At 52.0% G+C, this 20,888-nt stretch carries 17 protein-coding genes, 1 rRNA gene and 1 riboswitch; of the genes, 16 read left to right on the top strand and 2 right to left on the bottom strand.

Going from position 1 to position 20,888, the window contains the following annotated elements; genetic code table 11:
* Positions 1–76 precede the first annotated feature (76 nt).
* From EV294_RS12410 to EV294_RS12365, 10 genes are all read left to right on the top strand, one after another.
* Entirely contained in the window at positions 77–1,093 is a 1,017-nt protein-coding gene (locus EV294_RS12410; RefSeq protein WP_132307197.1) for a galactose ABC transporter substrate-binding protein, read from the top strand.
* A gap of 138 nt (positions 1,094–1,231) precedes the next feature.
* Positions 1,232–2,749, top strand: a complete 1,518-nt coding sequence (locus EV294_RS12405) for a sugar ABC transporter ATP-binding protein (RefSeq protein ID WP_132307196.1) — start codon at positions 1,232–1,234, stop codon at positions 2,747–2,749.
* Between the two features lie 30 nt (positions 2,750–2,779).
* On the top strand, positions 2,780–3,796 hold the full coding sequence (gene mglC, locus EV294_RS12400; protein ID WP_132307195.1) for a galactose/methyl galactoside ABC transporter permease MglC: 1,017 nt from the start codon (positions 2,780–2,782) through the stop codon (positions 3,794–3,796).
* Positions 3,797–4,050: 254 nt separating this feature from the next.
* Complete coding sequence (locus EV294_RS12395) at positions 4,051–4,356, top strand: urease subunit gamma (RefSeq protein ID WP_132307194.1); 306 nt, start codon at positions 4,051–4,053, stop codon at positions 4,354–4,356.
* A gap of 28 nt (positions 4,357–4,384) precedes the next feature.
* Positions 4,385–4,753, top strand: coding sequence for an urease subunit beta (locus tag EV294_RS12390; RefSeq protein ID WP_132307193.1), 369 nt, complete (start codon positions 4,385–4,387; stop codon positions 4,751–4,753).
* On the top strand, positions 4,750–6,462 hold the full coding sequence (gene ureC / locus EV294_RS12385; RefSeq protein WP_132307192.1) for an urease subunit alpha: 1,713 nt from the start codon (positions 4,750–4,752) through the stop codon (positions 6,460–6,462). The genes EV294_RS12390 and ureC overlap by 4 nt, the downstream gene beginning before the upstream one ends.
* Positions 6,463–6,477: 15 nt before the next feature.
* A complete protein-coding gene (locus EV294_RS12380; protein WP_132307191.1) occupies positions 6,478–7,170 on the top strand; it encodes an urease accessory protein UreF in 693 nt (230 codons plus the stop codon).
* A 26-nt stretch (positions 7,171–7,196) separates the two neighbouring features.
* Positions 7,197–7,910 (top strand): urease accessory protein UreG, encoded by a 714-nt coding sequence (gene ureG, locus EV294_RS12375; RefSeq protein ID WP_132307190.1) that lies wholly within the window; start codon positions 7,197–7,199, stop codon positions 7,908–7,910.
* A gap of 2 nt (positions 7,911–7,912) precedes the next feature.
* Entirely contained in the window at positions 7,913–8,779 is an 867-nt protein-coding gene (locus EV294_RS12370) for an urease accessory protein UreD (RefSeq protein WP_243711648.1), read from the top strand.
* Positions 8,780–8,849: 70 nt separating this feature from the next.
* Positions 8,850–9,311: a MarR family winged helix-turn-helix transcriptional regulator gene (locus EV294_RS12365; protein ID WP_132307189.1), complete on the top strand. Its 462-nt coding sequence runs from the start codon at positions 8,850–8,852 to the stop codon at positions 9,309–9,311.
* Between the two features lie 57 nt (positions 9,312–9,368).
* Here the strand turns inward: EV294_RS12365 and EV294_RS12360 are convergent, their stop codons facing one another.
* Entirely contained in the window at positions 9,369–10,745 is a 1,377-nt protein-coding gene (locus tag EV294_RS12360) for a hypothetical protein (RefSeq protein ID WP_132307188.1), read from the bottom strand.
* A gap of 233 nt (positions 10,746–10,978) precedes the next feature.
* Here EV294_RS12360 and EV294_RS12355 point away from each other — a divergent pair, with 233 nt between their 5' ends.
* The 5 genes from EV294_RS12355 (at position 10,979) to queF (ending at position 14,211) form a co-directional block, all read left to right on the top strand.
* Positions 10,979–11,656 carry a sulfite oxidase-like oxidoreductase gene (locus EV294_RS12355; protein WP_132307187.1) on the top strand — a complete coding sequence of 226 codons (678 nt, stop codon included), beginning with the start codon at positions 10,979–10,981 and terminating at the stop codon, positions 11,654–11,656.
* Between the two features lie 75 nt (positions 11,657–11,731).
* Positions 11,732–11,775: riboswitch (PreQ1 riboswitch) on the top strand.
* Positions 11,776–11,867: 92 nt separating this feature from the next.
* A complete protein-coding gene (gene queC / locus EV294_RS12350) occupies positions 11,868–12,533 on the top strand; it encodes a 7-cyano-7-deazaguanine synthase QueC (RefSeq protein WP_132307186.1) in 666 nt (221 codons plus the stop codon).
* On the top strand, positions 12,530–12,973 hold the full coding sequence (gene queD, locus EV294_RS12345) for a 6-carboxytetrahydropterin synthase QueD (protein WP_132307185.1): 444 nt from the start codon (positions 12,530–12,532) through the stop codon (positions 12,971–12,973). Before queC ends, queD begins: the two co-directional genes overlap by 4 nt.
* Positions 12,966–13,694, top strand: coding sequence for a 7-carboxy-7-deazaguanine synthase QueE (queE, locus tag EV294_RS12340; RefSeq protein WP_132307184.1), 729 nt, complete (start codon positions 12,966–12,968; stop codon positions 13,692–13,694). Before queD ends, queE begins: the two co-directional genes overlap by 8 nt.
* Before the next feature lie 19 nt (positions 13,695–13,713).
* A complete protein-coding gene (gene queF, locus EV294_RS12335) occupies positions 13,714–14,211 on the top strand; it encodes a preQ(1) synthase (protein WP_015845875.1) in 498 nt (165 codons plus the stop codon).
* A gap of 122 nt (positions 14,212–14,333) precedes the next feature.
* Here the strand turns inward: queF and EV294_RS12330 are convergent, their stop codons facing one another.
* Complete coding sequence (locus tag EV294_RS12330; RefSeq protein ID WP_132307183.1) at positions 14,334–20,060, bottom strand: carboxypeptidase regulatory-like domain-containing protein; 5,727 nt, start codon at positions 20,058–20,060, stop codon at positions 14,334–14,336.
* A gap of 661 nt (positions 20,061–20,721) precedes the next feature.
* Here EV294_RS12330 and EV294_RS12325 point away from each other — a divergent pair.
* Positions 20,722–20,888: ribosomal RNA gene (locus EV294_RS12325) — 16S ribosomal RNA — on the top strand; the annotation flags it as partial.

Raw genomic sequence — 20,888 nt, 5'->3', positions numbered from 1 at the left:
CGACATAATAAGGATGCAGCAAGCAAACAATACGGCAAGCTCGCATTACTTAATTCACTCGGGGGGTATTACAGAGATGAAAAAATGGACAGTGGCTCTCGTTGCGGGAGCAATGGCACTTACGGCAGCAGGTTGCTCGAACTCGAATAACGGCGGTTCCGGCGGCGGAAGCCTTCCTAAAACGGGTGTGGCGATTTACAAATTTGACGACACATTTATGAGCGGCGTGCGCAACGCGATCAGCAAAGCGGCTGAAGGCAACGTGAAGGTCGATATCGTTGACAGCCAGAATTCCCAGCCGACTCAGAACGATAAAGTTGACTTGTTCATCACGAAAAAAGTAAAAGCAATGGCGATTAACCCGGTTGACCGTACGGCAGCTGGCGTAATCATCGACAAAGCGCAAAAAGCCGACATTCCGGTCGTATTCATCAACCGCGAGCCGCTGGCAGACGATCTGGCGAAATGGGACAAAGCGTTCTTCGTAGGCGCGAAAGCGGAAGAGTCCGGCACAATGGAAGGCGAAATCATTGCCGACTACTGGAAATCGCATCCTGAAGCCGACAAAAACGGCGACGGCGTTCTGCAGTACGTTATGCTGAAAGGCGAGCCGGGCCACCAAGATGCCGAGCTTCGCACGAAGTTCTCCGTACAAGCTATCGAAGACGCTGGCATCAAGGTTCAAAAGCTGGCGGAAGATACAGCAATGTGGGACCGCGTTAAAGGCCAAGAGAAAATGGCAGCCTTCCTTGGTTCCCATGGCGACAAGATCGAAGCGGTTATCGCAAACAACGATGACATGGCTCTTGGCGCAATCGAGGCTCTGAAAGCGGCTGGCTACTTCAAAGGCGACAAGAAAATGCCGGTTGTAGGCGTTGACGCAACGGACCCTGCCATGCAAGCTCTGAAAGACGGCACGATGCTTGGTACGGTTCTGAACGATGCCGAAAACCAAGGCAAAGCAACCGTTATGCTGATGAAGGTTCTGGCAGCAGGCGAAACGCCTACGAAAGAAAACACGGGCTACGACATCACGGACGGCAAGTACGTTTGGATCCCTTACCAAAAGGTAACGCAAGAGTCCGCGAAGTAATCGCATAGACACGAACACCGCATCAGAAAAATAAAAATAACGAAACAAAACAGGGAGCGACAACCGCACTTCCGTCGCCCCCTGTTTTTTTTGTACCTTGCTTCTTGGATGGGAGCCGGATTAAAGGAGGCTATATTAATGGCAGAGCAGCATCCTTATTTGCTTGAGATGAACAATATTACGAAGACGTTCCCTGGCGTTAAAGCGCTTGACAACGTAACGCTGAAGGTTCGGCCGGGTACGGTTCACGCCTTGATGGGCGAGAACGGCGCGGGCAAATCAACACTAATGAAATGCTTGTTCGGGATTTATCATCCGGACGCGGGCGAGATTTTCCTCGATGGACAAAAGGCAGACATTAAAAGCTCGAAGGACGCCCTGAACAGCGGCGTATCCATGATTCACCAGGAGCTTCATCCGGTGCCTCAGCGCAGCGTGATGGAGAACATTTGGCTTGGCAGATTTCCGATGACGGGCGTTCGTCCGCTGCGGTTTATTGACCATAAAAAGATGTACAAAGACACAGTCGCCTTGTTTGAAGATTTGAACATGGACATTGATCCGAACCAGCTTGTCGGCGAATTGTCGGTGTCCAAAATTCAATCGCTCGAAATTGCGAAAGCCGTGTCGTTCAACTCGAGAGTCATCGTCATGGACGAGCCTACTTCTTCCTTGACGGGCAACGAGGTTGAGCAATTGTTCGCGATAATTAACAAGCTGCGTGCACGCGGCGTAGCCATTATTTATATTTCCCACAAAATGGAAGAGATCTTGCGGATCTCGGATGACGTAACGATTATGCGCGACGGCAAATATATCGGCACTTGGGAATCCAAGGAGCTGACGATCGACATGATCATTCAGCGGATGGTCGGCCGCGATTTGTCCGAACGTTTCCCTGAGCGTACAAACGTACCTGGGGAAGTGATGATGAAGGTCGAAGGCCTGACGTCCATTAATCCAAAATCCTTCAAAGACGTAAGCTTCGAGCTTCGCAAAGGCGAGATTCTTGGTGTTGGCGGCCTTGTCGGCGCTCAGCGTACGGAATTGATCGAAGCTTTGTTCGGACTTCGTTCCGTGAAATCCGGCGCGATCTACAAAGACGGCAAGCAAATAACGATCAAATCACCGATCGATGCGAAAAAGCATAAGATTGCGCTATTGACGGAGGAACGACGCGTAACCGGTATTTTCCCGGTGCTCAACATTACCGAGAATACGGCGATCGCCAACCTTGGTTTGTACAAAGGGCCGTTTGGCCTCTTGAACGAATCGAAAATGCGCGTTGAAGCGAAAAAAGGCGTCGAGAAGTTCAGAACCAAGACGCCTTCGGTCAACCAGCTGATCCGCAACCTGTCGGGCGGTAACCAGCAGAAGGTGCTTCTCGCCCGCTGGCTGTTGACGGATCCGGACATTCTGCTGCTGGACGAGCCGACACGCGGCATCGATATCGGCGCCAAATACGAGATTTACCAGATCATTATCGATCTTGCGAAGCAAGGGAAGAGCATCATTATGATTTCGTCTGAAATGCCGGAGCTTATTGGTATGTCGGACCGGATTATGGTTATGTCGGAGGGCCGCGCAACGGGTATCCTCGACGGCAAAGACGCGACAGAACAAAGCATTATGAGGCTGGCCGCTCAGACGGGCTAATGATGAGGATTTGAAGGAGGATTAACACTCATGGAAGCTACAAAAGGTTCAAGAGCTAGAAGTATGTTTTCACAAAACGCGATCTGGATCGTTCTGATTCTTCTTATCGCTGCGATAACCATCATGGACACGAATTTCTTGTCCGTTACGACATTCCGGGATATGCTCGTTCAATCGTCGACGCGTCTAATCATCGCGCTAGGCGCTGCGTTTATCCTGATTACGGCCGGAACGGACTTGTCGGCCGGCCGCGTGGTAGGCTTGACGGCGGTTGTATCCGCATCGATGCTGCAAAGCGCGGATTACGCGAACAAGTTTTTCCCGAACCTGCCGCATCTGCCATTGATTCTTCCGATCCTAATCGCGGTCGTTGTAGGTCTCATTGTCGGCTTGATCAACGGCATTATCGTTTCGAAGTTTAATGTTCCGCCGTTTATCGCAACGCTGGGTACCATGGTTGCCGTATACGGCGCGAACTCCCTGTACTTCGATATGCCTCCTAACCAATCGCAGCCAATCGGCGGTCTTCGCAAAGATTTCTCCGATCTTGGCACGGGTTCCATCGGCAGCGGTGACTGGTCTCTGCCTTACATCGTATTGATCGCGATCTTTGTCGCGTTTATCGTATGGGTTGTCTTCAACAAAACAACGCTTGGCAAAAACATGTACGCGATCGGCGGCAACATTCAAGCCGCTCACGTATCCGGTATTAATGTAGCCAAATGCCTCATGTGGATTTACGGTATCGCAGGCGCTCTGTACGGCCTTGCCGGCGTTCTTGAGGCAGCGCGTACGGGCGGTGCGACAAACAACTACGGTAACATGTACGAGCTTGACGCGATCGCAGCCTGCGTAGTCGGCGGCGTGTCCACGACAGGCGGCGTTGGCCGGGTGAAAGGCGTTATCGCGGGCGTATTGATCTTTACGGTAATCAACTACGGTCTGACTTACATCGGCGTGAGCCCTTACTGGCAGCTGATCATCAAAGGTGCAATCATCGTGGTTGCCGTAGCATTCGATATCCGTAAATATGTAGCGAAGAAATAGTTCAAATATTTGCGACGAGAACCCGCAGGGACGTGCTTACATAAAGCGCGTAACCTGCGGGTTCTTTTTATTTTTGACAAAAAAACTATGGATACGACGTGGATATGTCATGTAAAGGTGAGATATGTCGAATTAAAAGGAGTTTATTCGTTGATAACGATCATTATTATGTCATATTACCTAACATAATTCCATTTACTTCAAACAGGCGGCTGTCTATAATGAAACTAATACATTTGGGAGAGGTGGTAAGCATGCAACTGACGGAACGCGAGAAGGAGAAGCTTCTTATTACCATAGCAGCAGATTTGGCCAGAAGACGGTTGAACCGGGGAGTTAAGCTGAATTATCCGGAAAGCGTAGCGCTCATTACCTCCGAGATTATGGAGGGCGCCCGTGACGGCAAGACCGTAGCGGAGCTAATGGAATACGGAACCAAGGTGTTGAGGCGTGAAGATGTCATGATCGGGATTCCGGAAATGATCCATGAGGTTCAGGTAGAGGCTACCTTCCCGGACGGAACAAAGCTTGTGACGGTCCACCACCCCATCTCCGGCTAGTCTGAAGGTGCCAAGGAGGAATGCTTAAGTGATACCGGGAGAATACCGGGTTACGCCCGGTTCCATCGTGCTTAATGCCGGACGCCGGACGGTAAAAGCGATCGTTGCGAATACAGGCGACCGCCCCGTCCAGGTAGGCTCGCATTTTCATTTTTTTGAAGTAAACCGGGCATTATCGTTTGACCGCGAAGCGGCTTTTGGCATGCGTCTTCATATTCCCGCCGGAACGGCGATCCGGTTCGAGCCGGGGGAGGAAAAGCCGGTCACGCTGGTTGAGCTTGGCGGTTCCAAGCTGTCCTACGGGTTAAACGGACTATCCCAAGGGAAGGCGGAAGCGGGCAAGCTGCCGGAGGAAGTCCGGGCGCGTCTTAACGCATGGGAAGGAGAAGGCGGATGAGCGTCATTGACAGGCATAGATACGCGGCCATGTTCGGCCCAACGACAGGAGATGCGGTAAGGCTGGCGGATACCGAGCTATGGGCTGAGATCGAGAAGGATTATACCGTTTACGGCGATGAGTGCAAATTTGGCGGCGGTAAGGTCATCCGTGACGGCATGGGGCAATCAAGCGGCGCTCTAAGGGATGAAGGCGTGCTGGATACTCTAATAACAAACGCTGTTATTATCGATCATTGGGGGATTGTGAAGGCGGATATCGGGATTAAAGACGGCTTTATCGTCGGGATTGGCAAAGCAGGCAATCCGGATATTATGGACGGGGTCACGCCGGGTATGATCGCAGGGGCAAGCACGGAGGTTATTGCGGGCGAAGGGAAGGTGGTTACGGCCGGCGGCGTGGATGCGCATATTCATTTCATTTGTCCCCAGCAGATCGAGACGGCGCTTTCCTCCGGCGTTACTACGATGATTGGCGGCGGTACCGGGCCGGCAACGGGAACCAATGCGACAACCGTTACCCCGGGTGCCTGGCATATGCGCAGAATGCTGGAAGCGGCGGAGCATTTTCCGATGAACCTGGGCTTTACGGGCAAAGGAAATGCTTCGTTTACGGCTCCTTTAATTGAACAGATTGAGGCGGGAGCCATTGGGCTGAAGCTTCACGAAGACTGGGGAACCACTCCCGCGGCGATCGACGCATGCCTGAAGGCTGCCGACCGCTACGATATTCAGGTGGCCATTCATACGGATACGTTGAATGAAGCGGGATTTGTGGAGGATACGCTGAGAGCGATTGGCGGCCGCACGATTCATACCTACCACACGGAAGGCGCGGGCGGCGGCCATGCGCCGGATATTATCGTAGCGGCTGGGGAATTGAACGTACTCCCTTCCTCCACCAACCCGACAAGGCCTTTTACGATTAATACGATTGAAGAACATTTGGATATGCTGATGGTCTGCCACCATTTGGACAGTCGCATTCCGGAGGATGTGGCCTTTGCGGATTCCAGGATCAGACCGGAGACCATAGCGGCGGAAGATATCCTTCATGATATTGGCGTTTTCAGCATGATCAGCTCGGATTCCCAGGCTATGGGGAGAGTTGGCGAGGTCATTATACGGACATGGCAAACGGCGGATAAAATGAAGCGGCAGCGCGGGCCGTTGTCTCCCGATACGGAAAGCGATAATTTCCGCATAAAGCGTTATGTGGCGAAGTATACGATCAATCCGGCCATCACGCATGGCATTTCGCATTTGGTAGGCTCTGTCGAGGTGGGGAAATTCGCGGATCTGGTGCTCTGGCAGCCGATGTTTTTTGGCGTGAAGCCGGATTTGGTACTGAAGGGCGGAAGCATTGCCTACGCGCAAATGGGCGATCCGAATGCCTCCATTCCTACCCCTCAGCCGGTGTTCGGCCGGCCGATGTTTGCTTTCTTTGGCAAGGCTGTTTACGGCAGCTCGATCACGTTTGTCTCGCAGGCGGCGTTTGACAACGGCATTGATCGGCAGCTGGGACTTCAGAAACGGATCGAGCCGGTGAAGGGCTGCCGGTCGGTTACGAAGAAGGACATGATCCATAATGACGCAACGCCGTCGATAAAGGTTGATCCCGAGACCTATAAGGTAACCGTGGATGGCGGGCTTGTGACCTGCGAGCCGGCAGATTCGCTGCCGATGGCTCAGCGTTACTTTTTATTCTAGGAAGGGCGGTGGCTGATGGGGTACTCTGCAGCTTGGCTCGCCATGCAGCAGCTATTGGACTCTGCCCTGCCGATCGGAGGATTTTCCCACTCGTTTGGTCTCGAGACGATGGTTCAGGAAGGGCGGGTCGTTCATAGCGCGCAGCTATATGAGTATGCTTCGGTTATGATGCGGCAAAGCTGGGCGACTTCCGATGCGATGATCATCCGGGCCGTATACAGGGATGCTCCGCATGGGGATTGGAGCAGGCTGTTTGCAGTCGAGCGGCTTGTGCATGTGCAGCGGATTGCGGTAGAGACGAGAGTTGGCATGGAGAAGATGGGGCGGCGTCTGCTGCAGCTTGCGGCTGCCATTCATCCTCAGCTGGATTGGTCTTTATTAAATGAGGCATTACGGCGAAAAGAATGTCAGGCTACCCATCCGCTGGTCCACGGTTATCTATGCTGGCGTCTTGGCGTAGAGGAAGAACGAGCTATTCAAGGCTATTTATACACCTGCGTCGTTACTTGCGTGAATAGCGCTCTAAGGCTGATGTCGATCGGGCAGACCGAAGGCCAGTCGCTGATCGCAAGGCTGTCTTTAGGGATAGACGGAGCGACGGAGCTGGCCATGTCGATGCTGCCCGAGGAGGCCTATTCCAATATGCCGATGGCGGAGCTGGCCATGATCCGGCATGAGGGTTTGTATTCGCGTTTATTTATGTCATAACCATAATAGGAAAGCGGGGAATTGCAATGTGCCAAGGTCAAGGTCATACGCATAAGGAATGGGTGAAGCCGGTTATCGACTCTTCGCGTCCGGTCCGGATTGGAATCGGAGGTCCGGTTGGCTCGGGCAAAACGGCGCTGGTGGAGCGGCTGTCGCGCGAGCTTTGCGATAAATACAGCTTAGCCGTTATTACGAACGATATTTACACCAAGGAAGACGCAAGAATTCTCGTCAATACGGGAGTGCTTCCCGAGGAACGAATTCTTGGAGTAGAGACGGGCGGCTGCCCGCATACGGCTATCCGGGAGGATGCGTCGATGAACTTCGAAGCCATTGAAGAGCTGCAGAGCAGATTCGAGAAGCTGGACCTGATCTTTATCGAGAGCGGCGGTGATAATCTGGCCGCTGCCTTTAGTCCGGAGCTGGTGGATCTCTTCATCTATATTATCGACGTTGCGCAAGGCGAGAAGATTCCTCGCAAAGGCGGCCCGGGCATTATGCGTTCGGATCTGCTCGTGATTAACAAGATCGATCTTGCCCCGTACGTAGGTGCAAGCCTGGAAGTGATGGATGCGGATTCGAAGCGGATGCGGGGCGATCGTCCGTTTGTCTTCTCCAATATGTTCGGCGGCGATGGGGTAGCCGAAATCGTTGGCTGGCTGGAGCATGAGCTTGCGCATGCGCGTGGCGAGGCGCATACCCATATCGCGCAGCTTGGCTCCATGCCTCATAAGCATTAGGAATGGCGGCGGATTTACGGGAAGAGCGCGCGGTACGAAGCTCTGTGCTGCGCGCCTGCTTTCATTGTGCGGAAGGCGTAACCCGTCTTTCGGATAAGTATCACACCGCGCCTATCAAGATCGCCAAGAGCTTTCCGCTTCAAGAACAACTGGCCGTCATGATAATGGATGCATCTCCCGGTCTGCTGGAGGGGGACCGTTACGAAATGGAATGGCAGGCGCACGGCTCCTCGCAGGCTTATATCACGACGCAGTCTTATTTGAAGGTTCATCCCAGTCCGCTTGGGGGCGGGGCGGTGGGATCATCGATTTGTCAGACCTTCCGGCTTGGTCATTACGCGGTTATTGAACATATGCCGGAGCCGGTTATGCTGTATAAGGATGCGAGACTGCGCAGCGAGACAAATGTCTATCTGGAAACGGGAGCCGTGTGGATGCAGGCGGATATTCTTTGTCCGGGACGCACGCTGCGCGAAGAGCGGTTCCAATACGCAGAGTTTCGGAACAGCTTGTCCGTTTACTATGAGGATGAGCTGATCTTCGCCCAGCGGCAGCGGATTGTGCCTAGCGCCCATATGCTTGCGGCTCCCGGCTGTTGGGAGGAGATGACGCATATGGCGACCTTTTGTCTGTTTACCGATCAATTAACGGCTTCACAGATTGAGTCCATGAAAGAGCTTGTTCAGGAGATGCCTGAATACGGCTCTCATCCGGTTGCGATAGGACTGTCCGACACGCACCGTCACGGTCTTGTCGCTGCAGCTGCTTCTACCGCGGCATGGCCGCTGCAAGAGGCTATGCGCTTTCTCTGGCAAGGAGCAAGGAAAATTGTATTGGGCAAAGAATCGGTTGATTTGCTTAATTCTTAGGGCTGGACTTGGCTATGCGTTCAAAACACGGTATATTTATAGATATGAATGTATTAGCGAGGGTGGATGGATGAACCTGGATCAGGAGAAACTTCTTAAACTAAGAGAGATGGATGACGTATTCCGCAAGCTGCGCAGGCTGATTAACGCGGAATATAACCGGTTTAATGTTCACGGCCTTGGGATGACGGAAGGCAAGATGGTTATTATTCTTGCGCAGCATGGACCCCAGAAGGCATCTGCCATGGCAGAATGGCTGCGTATTACAAGCGGCGCCGTAACGGGGATTTCGGATCGCTTGATCGACCTTGGCTATGTGGAGCGCTCGCGGAGCGAGTACGATCGTCGTATCGTTATGCTTAGCGTAACCGACGAAGGCCGCAAGCTGGTGGATCATGTGATGGAAATGCGCGAGCGCATTATGTTTAAACTGTATGACGGCTTCGAGCTTGACGATATCGAGAAAGCAACGGACATCTTCATGCGGATGGCAGCGAATCTGGATCCGAAGAGCGATGCGACGGAAGAATAGACAAAAGGTCTGCCCCTAGTTACGTGGCTGGGGGCAGACCTTTTTTTGCATTACTCTTTATAGGGATTCGCCATTCAGATAATTAAAGAATGGTTTATCGACCCAGATCGGATAGGATTGGATGTCGAGTCCTGTGCCAAGTTTTTTGAATCCTTCTACAATAGCAGCCGAAGGCTCGTTTAACGAGAAGGATTGCGCGTAATAGTGGCCGGCGCCCGTAATTTTGTTGTTCGTGATCTGGATATAATCATCGAGCTTGGTCGAGGAGTAATAAAGCGGCTGCCACCAGGAGCTGGCGATAAGGCCGGTCTGGTCCTCGCTGTTTTTCTTTGCGTATTGCAGAATAACCGGCTGGAAGCGGGCTTTGTCCGCGGCATTCGCGAATTCGAATTTCAGATCGTATTCTTTGGCGTAAGCGATATAATTGCCGTTCTCGATTTGGACGACCTTATAGTTCTCCGTTTGAACAGGCTCGCCCCACTCCTTCAAATAGATAAACGCGGAAGTTTTAGGCTCGAACTGTACTTTGACGCGGATTCCTTCGCTGCGGAGCAAGCCGATCAGCTGAACCGCATGCTTCAAGTTGTCGTGGCCGTATGTAAGAGTGAGCGAATCGACGAAGTTGGCGTCGAAACGATTATCCTTCAGATTGTAGCCGGTAACGAGATTTTGCTTCAATGCCGTGTCCACTACCGTTTGAAGCTCAGGCGACTGAATGATGTCGGAGGTGTTGTAGGCATCCGCGAGCTTGCCGTAGATATCGGCATCGGAGGTATAACCGATATAATGCTTATACTCTCCTTTAATGGAAAGAATCTGTACGAGAAGGGCTTCCGCCAGATCGGAAGATGCGGCTTTTCCTTTCACTTCTTTATAGAAGGAAGAAGGGAGCAGTCCGCTATGAACGGCAGCCGCAAGCTCTTGCGACGCGGACAGGCTTAGTCCTGCGTGGGAGTAGCCAATTTGCTTCAGCGCATCGGTTGTTTTGCTTAGCGGGTAAGAATGGGCAAGCTCGGTCAGACCGGCTGCTTTAACGGCGATATAAAGCGCGCTGGTCGCTTGGAGCGGCTTATCGGCCTCGATTTTTAGAGAAGTGATGATACCCTGCTCATATAATGCCGCTGCGGATGAATAATAAGGACTGTCGGCTCCGAGATCGCTAAAGACCGGTTTGGACTCGGCAGGCCCGAGATGAAGAACCTTGGCCACCTCCTGAAGGAATTGTCCCCTAGTAACCGTCCCTTGCCGGAAAGTAATGCCGTATTTCTCTTGCAAGAACTGCTCATATTCTGTTATTAATGTAGAGGAGGACTGCACGACCGCGGAAGTTGTCACTGCTGCGGCTTCGGCTGCGGACGGGGGTAAAGCTGCTGTGAAAAGAAGGGATAAAGCGAGCGACCCGGAAAGGAGCCATTTGTTGCGTAAATTCATCATTCAAAACCTCCATTGATATAAAAGATTGATTATTTCAATTAATCCACTCGGAATTGTATGGAAATATTATCATTGTTACAAATTGGTGTCAATAGCCGAAAGGCGCAGGTCTTGTTTTGCTTGCTATAGTAGAATGGAAATACATAAGCTTAGGCTTAGGAAGCAAGAATCATCGCGAACAGTCTAACGATGGCTGTTCGTGTGATCATTCTTTTCAGGAGGCTTGGAACAACATGAATACAAGCAAGAAGGCTGAGCGTTTGAAGAAAGCTCCTGCGCTCAAGGCGAATGTCGCGCCCGAGCTGGCGCATCGCGTACCGCCCGGACAGACAACGACGGACCGCTTCCCGATCCTGCATGAAGGAGAAGTGCCGGAGTACGATATGTCCGAATGGACCTTGCGCATATTTGGGGAAGTGGAAGAGGAAAAGGTGCTTGCCTACGAGCAGATCATGGCTCTTCCCCAAATCAAACAGACAAACGATATTCATTGCGTTACCCGCTGGTCGAAGCTGGATACCGAATGGGAAGGCGTACGCTTCACGGATCTGTTGAAGCTGGTTAACGTGAGCCCGGATGCCAAATATGTCATGATTCATGCCGATCAGGATTACGAGACGAATCTTCCGCTCGAGGATCTTATGCATGACAACATCCTGCTGGCTCACAGCTTCGACGGCGAACAGCTGACTGCCAAGCATGGCTGGCCGATGCGGCTGCTTGTGCCGCATCTGTATTTCTGGAAGAGCGCCAAGTGGATCAGAGGGATTGAATTTATGAAGGAAGACCGCCCTGGCTTCTGGGAAAGAAACGGCTTTCACAATTATGCCGACCCGTTCCGCGAGCAGCGCTTCTCGGGCGAGGATCTTGGCTTGCCGGAAGACGAGTGGCATCACAAGGATTTCGATTAATTGGCATATAGCCGGATAACCAGAGATATGGTATAGTACGTAGGTACATTCGAATAAATGCTGAAGCTTCAAGCTTCAGGAGAGGTTCGCGAACTCCCTCTATAAAAAACTAAGAACTGGAATCTATTCTGATTCCATTTTTTTCGTTTTGAGACATGTGTACAGGGTTTTGTTCGAAGGGTCTCTCCTTCATTAAGGGAGGAGAAGAAAGATGAAAAAAGGAAAAGCGGTAGTCGTATTCAGCGGCGGGCAAGACAGCACAACCTGTCTGTTCTGGGCTCTGGAACGCTTCGAACAGGTGGAAGCAGTCACCTTCAACTACGGGCAGCGTCATGCGCTCGAGCTGGAATGCGCCGCGCAGATTGCCGAAGAGCTTGGGGTCAAGCATCATGTGCTTGATATGTCCCTGCTTAACCAGCTAGCCCCTAACGCGCTGACCCGCTCGGATATCGAGATTGAGCAGCAGGAAGGCGGCCTGCCGTCTACGTTTGTAGACGGTCGAAATTTATTGTTCCTTTCCTTTGCGGGGGTGCTCGCGAAGCAGATTGGAGCAAGAGCAATCGTTACCGGCGTATGCGAGACGGATTTCAGCGGTTATCCGGATTGCCGGGATATTTTTATCAAATCGCTTAACGTAACGCTTAATCTGTCGATGGATTATCCGTTTGTGATCGAGACGCCTCTCATGTGGTTGGATAAAGCCCAGACATGGGAACTGGCTGACCAGCTTGGCGCCTTTGATTACGTGCGGACCAAGACCTTAACCTGCTATAACGGCGTCATTGCGGACGGCTGCGGGGAATGTCCGGCCTGCAAGCTGCGGAGCCAGGGGCTGAACCGTTACTTGGCCTCCAAAGAGGAGGGAAGAGCGGAATGATTCAGCAAATTTATCCAAGCGTCCCGCATTCCTTTCAATATGAATTAAATAAAGATATGCAATTTGCGGCCGCGCATTCCATTCCTTCCGAGGAAGCGGGGCATTGCGCCCGCGTGCACGGCCATACGTATTTCGCTAACGTGACGATTGCCGGCGATGAGCTGGATTCATCCGGATTTCTGGTGAATTTCGCAGCGGTGAAGAAGCTGATTCATAACCGCTTTGACCATACGTATTTGAATGATCATACAGACGTATTCGACAATAACGACCCGAACCGTTTTCCAACCACGGAGGTTGTCGCCCGAACGATTTACGAGATTGTCCAAGCTTTTCTCGACGAAACGCCGAATAAGGCGACCTGCGTACAGGTTTTCCTGCGGGAGACGCCAACCAGCTATTGCATTTACCGTCCGAAGAAGGTTGTAACACATGGCTGAGAAACGAATTCCGGTGATGGAAATATTCGGGCCAACCGTTCAGGGCGAAGGCATGGTGATCGGGCAAAAGACGATGTTCGTCCGTACGGCGGGCTGCGATTATTCCTGCTCGTGGTGCGACTCCGCATTTACGTGGGACGGAACGGGGAAAGACGATATCCGCATGCTGACGGCAGGCGAGATTGTAAGCGAGCTCCGGGAGCTCGGAGGGAATGCCTTTTCTCATGTCACCTTGTCGGGGGGGAATCCCGCTCTGCTGAAAAATGCGGATGAACTGGTGGATGCCCTTCATCGGGACGGCGTTCGAGTGGCGGTGGAAACGCAAGGCAGCCGCTGGCAGGACTGGCTTCTTGCTATTGATGAGCTGACCCTGTCGCCTAAGCCGCCAAGCTCCGGCATGACGACGAATTGGGAAGTGCTTGATGAGATCGTTGCGAATGTATCGGACGGAAGCAACCCGTTCAGCTTGAAGGTTGTTGTGTTTGACGAAGAAGATTTGGCTTATGCCGCCAAGGTGCATAACCGTTATCCGAACGTGTCGTTTTTTGTGCAGACGGGCAATGACGATCTGGTTGAGGGAGATAACGGGAGGCTCGCGGCCAAGCTGATTGAACGTTACGAATGGCTAATCGATCAAGTGATGAAGCGCGAGGATATGACGAACGTAAGAGTGCTGCCGCAGCTTCATGCCCTGGTATGGGGCAACAAACGCGGCGTGTAAGCAGAGGGAGGACTAACTGATGTCTGGAAGAAACGAAGAGGAATTGCAAGGAATCAGCCTGCTTGGCAATCAGGGAACGCGTTACCCGATGGAATATTCGCCTGCGGTACTGGAGGCTTTCGACAATAAACATCCTTACCGGGACTATTTCGTAAAGTTTAACTGTCCGGAGTTTACCAGCTTATGTCCAATGACGGGCCAGCCGGATTTCGCGACCATTTATATTTCCTACATCCCCGACGTAAAAATGGTGGAGAGCAAGTCGCTCAAGCTGTACCTGTTCAGCTTCCGCAACCATGGCGATTTCCATGAGGACTGCATGAACATCATAATGAACGACTTGATCGAGCTGATGCAGCCCCGCTATATCGAAGTATGGGGCAAATTTACGCCGCGCGGCGGCATCTCGATCGATCCGTATTGCAATTACGGCAAGCCCGGTACCAAATATGAGCAAATGGCCGAGCAGCGGCTGTTTAATCATGATATGTATCCGGAGAAGGTGGATAATCGATAATCGGAGGGGCAAATCTCAAGAGGGGTAGGCCAAAGAAGGACCACGATTTGTATTCGTGGTCCTTCTTTTTGTTTATGGAACTCCCGGTCCTTCTATTTGATCCCTACGCGATTAACCTTTCCTTATTCCTCTTCCTCGTCAATAAGCACAATGTCCAGGATGGTCGTCTGCCCGTCAAAAATCGTTGGCAAACGCACCGCGGTTTGCTTGCCCGGGAAGGAGAATTCGGCTGTTGGCGTGCCGGCTGCAATATTTGTGAAAGCGTATTGGCCGCTGTTATTGCTAATGATTTGGCGAATCAATTCGCGGTTGGTCGTAACAATCTCGGCGAGCGCCATGTCAAGCGGGTTGCCCGAAGTATCCCTTATGGTTCCGCGAAGCGTTCCGAAAGCTGCGCTTAACGTGAGGTCGGCTCTTGCAGCGGCTGCTGCGTTTGTTGTTAAGGAGTGGGCCGCAGAGCCGTACGAAGGCGCGGAGCCCGTTACGGTATAAGTGCCGGGCGCTACGGGATCCGTTATATACGCTCCGTTAAGATCCGTTATTGCCGTTTGCAGGGACACTTTTGTAGAGGAATCCAGCACATGAATAACGGAGCCCGGAATCGGTGATGCGTCCACATTGCTCGTGACGGTGCCCGTAATCGGGAAGGATTGACCTATCGCCGGGATTGTCACGTTTGCTGTTTGGGTTTGACCAAGCTGTTCCGGAATGACGGTTGTAGAAGTGCCTGCAGAAGGTTGGCTCACGATAATCGTCTGTTCACCCGCCGGGATGCTAGGTACGACATATTCGCCGTTGCTGTCGGTAATCCCGTTTCCGCCAATGACTCCGTTGTTGTCGATGATGGTAACCGAAGTGTTTGGCAGCGGTTGGCGCCCAGGCCCAGTCGTAACCGTTCCGCCTACGGATGTTTTAATTTGAAGGAGTGCAAAGGCAACAACCGTTGTCTCGCCCCGGTTGACCAGGGTGGAGGATTGCTGGGTAATGAAGCCTTGCAGCGAGGCCGTCAAGGCATAGTTGGTCGGGGCGACTTCGCCGAGATCAAACAAGCCGTTGGTATCGGTTAGCAAGGTGGAAAGTGCCGGCCCAAAATTGTTATACTGCAGCAATTGGACGGTAACGCCTGGGAGAGGTGCTCCTGTTGCCTTATTAGACACGCTTCCTATTAACCGTCCGGGCAGCGGCTGCAGCGCAAAGCTGAAGCGGGTAGTCTCGCCCGATGCGATAGTGAAGCCGCCAAACTCTGCGGCATAGCCGGACGCGGTGACGATCGCATTATAGCTGCCGGGAGCTAATGCCGGGAATGAATATTGTCCGCCGTTATCGCTAAGGACAGTACCAACGACCGCGCCGGTAGTTGCGTCGGTAATTCGAATTTCCGCTCCTGCAATGTTTGCTCCGTTAGTCAGGTCGCTGACGAATCCTACGACTCCCCCCGGCAGCGGAGTCAGCAGCAATACCGCAACGGAAGTTTGACCGCTTCGCGTAACGACAGCGGCAATTCCCGTCCCAAAGCCCGGCGCCACGGCGGAAATCGCGAAGTTGCCGGCGGGTATGCCCGATATAATGAAACTGCCTGTATCATCGGTGAATGCCGTATCGATAGGCAAACCGTCAACATCCGTAAGGATGATGAGACCGCCGCTCACCGGCGCTGACGTGAAGCTGTTTTTGACCGTTCCGATAACCGTCGCCGTCTGCGGGATTAATTGAATCTGTACAGAGGTAGTGATGCCAGCTCGAATCGCAATACCGACGGTTTCCGTTTCGAAGAATGGAGAGGAAACCGAAATAATATATTCACCGGGAGAGACGCCGTTTATGAAGAAGCTTCCGTCTACTTCGACAAACGCGGTCTCGATCATAGTTCCGTCCTTGGTGTAGAGCTTAATTCTAGTATCATTTGCTCCAATTGGATTGCCGGCTGTATCCGTTACGCTGCCGCTGATTACCCCAAAAAGAGGATTTAACGCCAGGTTCGCGATAGAGAAGCCGTTGCTTTCCACGGAGGTTCCGATTGTGCCGGTCGCAAACTGATTGGTTTTGGCAATGACGGTGTACGAACCGGGCTGCAAGCCGCTAATTTGAAAGTTGCCGAACGGAGTTGTTGTTGCGGAACCGACGGACAGACCTGTAGCCTCGCCCATCCGAATCTCTATGCTTGCGCCGGGTATAACCAATCCGGTCGATTGGTCGGTAATTTGTCCGCTGATCGTACCCGGATCCGGACTAAGCACGAAGTCGACACCGGTTACGATTTCGCCCGGATCGATGAAAGTGCCCTTCACCTGCGTGCTGAAGTTAGGAGCTGATGCAATGACGGTTTTGGCGCCGGCCGGAATGGCGTCTATGACATAACTCCCGTTTCCTTGCGCAGGGCCTATCCCGCGGATTGACTCATTGCTGTTCAATATTTTAACTACAGCCGTTGGTATCGGATTGCCCGCAGGATCAACGACGATTCCGGTTATTTGACCGGGGTTTGGCGACAGGTTTATCGACACTTGGGTCGTTTGTCCGCTAAGGATGGTCGCTCCGGCGACTTGCGAGGAATACCCCATGGCGACGGCCGTTACATAATAAGAGCCGTTTTTTTCTCCAAAGAAAGTAAATGTCCCGTCGGATCTCGTAAAGACTGAGGATATGAGGATATTGTTGTTATTGAATAACTGAACGACCGCTCCGCCGATTGCCGGAGAAACCTCGCCGACAAGCGTGCCCGGATTTGGCTGAAGAGCGAAATTAACGGGAGTAATCGAGTTGGAATGGACGATACCGCCAAGCACTTCTCCTTCATAATTCAGCGCGTGAACAGCCACGGTGTAGCTGCCCGGAGGCAGGCCGTCGAACTGGTAACCGCTTTTCGTATCGGCAAATAATGAAGCGATGAGGAAGTTGTTGCTGTCGGTGAGGGTTACGGCCACTCCTAATACGATACCGCCAGTAAAGGCATCCGTAATTTGCCCTGCAATGCTTCCCGGATCCGGCAGGAGGACGAGCATAACGTTTGCCGTTTGGTCTGAAGCAACGCTAACGGTAGCAGATGCCGTTTGGAAATCCGTCGCCGATGCAAGAATGGTATAAATGCTTGGAGTCAGGCTGCTGACTTGGAAATGCCCGTCGTTGTCGGTGAAAATGGTCGCAATGACAACGCCTGTTCCCGACAGCATCTTGACTGCGACAGCAGCACCGGCTACCGGTACCCCGTTCGAGTCTACGACGGTTCCGCTTAAAATCCCGGGGTTTGGCTGGAGCACGAAATTAAGCGTCGAGCGTGTGTCTGCCGCAACGGCAACGCTTTGGAAGCTGCTTTGATAAGGATTGGCAGCGGCGGTTACGAGGTATTGCAAAGGCAGCAAATTTTCGATGACATAACGGCCATCCGTTTGGGTGACAAAACGGGTAAGCAGCAAGCCGCCTCCTGCAACGTTAACATTCAGGGAGATGATTGCACCAACAATGGGAGTGCCCGACGGATCCGTTACAATCCCCGTAAGAGAGCCTTGAATGGGGAAAAGAACGAAGTTCTCGGACGTCGTCTGACCTGGATTAATCGTAACGCTAAACGATTGTCCGCCGTATCCGTCTGCCCGGATGGTCACGAAATAAACCCCGGGCGACAGATTGCCGATATCGTATGTTCCGTCTTCGAGTGTGGCGACTCTGACGACGATAATGTTATTTAAAAAAACGCGGATAATCGCATCTTCCACAGGGGCTCCTGTAACCGAATCCGTCACCCGTCCGGCGACTGCTCCGGCAAGCTGCTCAAGCGCGACATTTAGTTTTGTTGTTGCGGCGGCATTAATCATGGCTCCGATCGTTTGACCCGCATATCCCTCTTCGGCAATGACAATCGAATAAGAGCCGGGCGAGAGGGAAGGAATCGTATAGCTTCCGTCTGCAGCCGTTGAAGTGGTCTGAAGCGTTATTCCTTCCGAGGTAAAAACGCGGATGCTTGCTCCCGCAAGAGGTGCTCCTGTTACGATATCCGTAATAATGCCCGACAGCGCTCCCGCAACCGGGGATAAGGCCGCATTAATTGTTTTCGTTTGTCCCGCAGCGATGGAGAAACCTATCACCTGCGCTACAAACGTGTCGGCGGATAATCGAAGCCGGTCGTTTGTAGCTGGAGACAGGGAAGATAGCGTGTAAACGCCCGCAGCATTCGTCGTTGCCGTGGCTAGGATGCTGTTGCGATTATCCAGGGCTTCAATCAGTACGCCCGCTAACGGGCCGCCTGTTTGCGCATTTGTGATAGTACCGGTAAGGGCTCCCGGATTCGGTGCCAGTGCGGCATTCAATGTGAGGGTCTCCGCGATCGACAAGGTTACCGGAAAGTCTCGTGCCTGAAATTGATCAGCGGAAAAACTGACCCGGTAATATCCGGGGGTAAGCCCGGTCACTGCGTAAGCGCCAGCCGCGTTGGTTACTGCCTGAGCAGTCAGTACACCAATGGAATCCGTGACATGCACGACGGCGCCGGCAATTGGATTGCCGCCGACTGACGCAATAATCGTACCCTGAATAACGGCAGGAACCGGTACCAGAGTTATGTTTACGGTTTGAACTGTGCCCGCGGCAACCGTTGCAGCAGCCGTTGTCGTTTGATAGCCGTTTAGGCTGAAGGTGAGATTGTAACTTCCCGCAGGAAGCTGGGGAAGTCCATACAGACCGCCGCCGTTAGAGACGGTCAGTCCAACATTTGCACCTCCGGGCACGGTTGCAGCCTGAACCGAAACTCCTGAAAGCGGCAGTCCGGTTGATTTATCAATGATCGTTCCGGTTACTCCTCCAATGGCTATAACGGATACCGTTGCGGAGGAAGCGGGCGCGGTGATGTCTCCCCCCGTAAAGCTGTCGACCGCAGTTACCGTCTTGGTGTCCACGGTCCTTGAGCCGGATGTATTGAATTGGCCGGAAGCCTGATAAGACAGGGAAGCCGTAACGCCTGCGTTAAGATTGCCGACGTTCCAGGTCAGTGTTCTAGTTGTACTGTTGAATGCGGTTGTTCCTTGCGTTTTTTGAGTAGCGGACAAGGATATAGTCTTATCAAACAAGAACGGCACCTGCAGGAAAATCGTTGATGCCTGGCTTCGTCCCGTATTCGCAACATTTATCGTTCCCGTAAAGGAAGAAGCTTGCCCGGCGATAATGGGGGTTGTAGAGGAGCTTACCGTTTGCGTGACGGACAACTTGGCTCTTACGTCGCCTCCGGCAATGGTAACCGGATCGCAAAACAGAGTGCTTAACGTTTGTCCGGTTCCGATAAAGTCCTTATTGAAAATGTTGTTATTCGTTGCCGTGAAGAACAAGAAGCGAATAGCAGACTGATCGGTGATGCCAAGGAGGGAGAACAAGGTTCCGGCAGGAACAAAGAAATCGATAAAATAGTTGGTTGCGCTGCCTAGCTGAGAGCCATCATCGGTAGGTTGCGCCCTTGCGATATCGAAGTTGCAAATGGTTTCGCTATAACTGGGTTTTCCTTTGCCGTCCGTTCCTTCCGCTTGGTCCGTCATAACATTTGGCAGCTTAACCGAGTTGACAATAAGCTGTACTTCGTTTTCCAACCCGTTTACGACCAATTCCCATTCGTAGGTAGCCGGATTGTTATCGGTGTCGAACAATACGCCCCATGCGAAATTGCTGAAATTGTTCTTGAACCTGGGGTCGGCGTTAAGGCGCATGCGAAAATATACGTTAGTTCCGTCGTACGCGTAATAAGCGGCCGGAAACTGAGCGTCACCAACAATGTCCGTTTCATCCGGGTTAACGTCACGGATTGGATCAACAACATTAATGTTGTTTTGTTTCAAGGGAACAAACTGCGCGTTGCTAGGAAATGGCATCCTGGGGCTAAACCTCCATAACAAGGGTTTATAGTATTGCGGGAAGAGATACTATTTCCATGTATATGAATTCCGCCCTTTTTGGGAACATGTACGTGTAAGATGAAGGTGTAAAAAAGCAACGGTCTTCTGCTCGAAGGCCGTTGCCGGTTAATCGTTATTTGATCCTTTAGTGGTTGTTCCCGGAAGAATTGCCTTTCTTATCCGATGATTTGGTTTGCGTATTTTTATTTGCATGACCTTGCTGTTTAGCCATTTGCGTCACCTCCCGCATGCTTTGGGTTGAAGGCTGGGTGTATGCCAACGGCGTTATTTTACGCAATTTTTTCGTTTTTACAAATATGGCTTCGATTCATTCTTTTCCTGTGGCTAGAGTGCAAGCTGACGAGGGATTACACCGTCCGAAAAATAAAGCTTGCAATTCTATTTCGATCCATGGTATATTCTTATTCCGGCCGCGAGAGACAAGCGGTTCGGAAGAAAAGCTGATATCATCGAACAATGTCGATGAGAAATAAAGCTTGACACTGAAAGTGATAGCGTGATAAGATACTCCGCGTTGTCATGAAAATTGTTCTTTGAAAACTGAACAACGAGCGAAACTGCCCCGTTAGAAATAACGGAAAAGCGATGTTTTTAATGAATGAGCAAGTCAAACACTTTAATGGAGAGTTTGATCCTGGCTCAGGACGAACGCTGGCGGCGTGCCTAATACATGCAAGTCGAGCGGATCTTGCCTTCGGGTAAAGTTAGCGGCGGACGGGTGAGTAACACGTGGGTAACCTGCCCATAAGACTGGGATAACATTCGGAAACGAATGCTAATACC

It is taken from the genome of Paenibacillus sp. BK033, from assembly GCF_004345425.1.
Classification (GTDB): domain Bacteria; phylum Bacillota; class Bacilli; order Paenibacillales; family Paenibacillaceae; genus Pristimantibacillus.
Note: the sequence above shows the minus strand (reverse complement) of the source record. Positions and strands in the feature narration are given on the sequence as shown.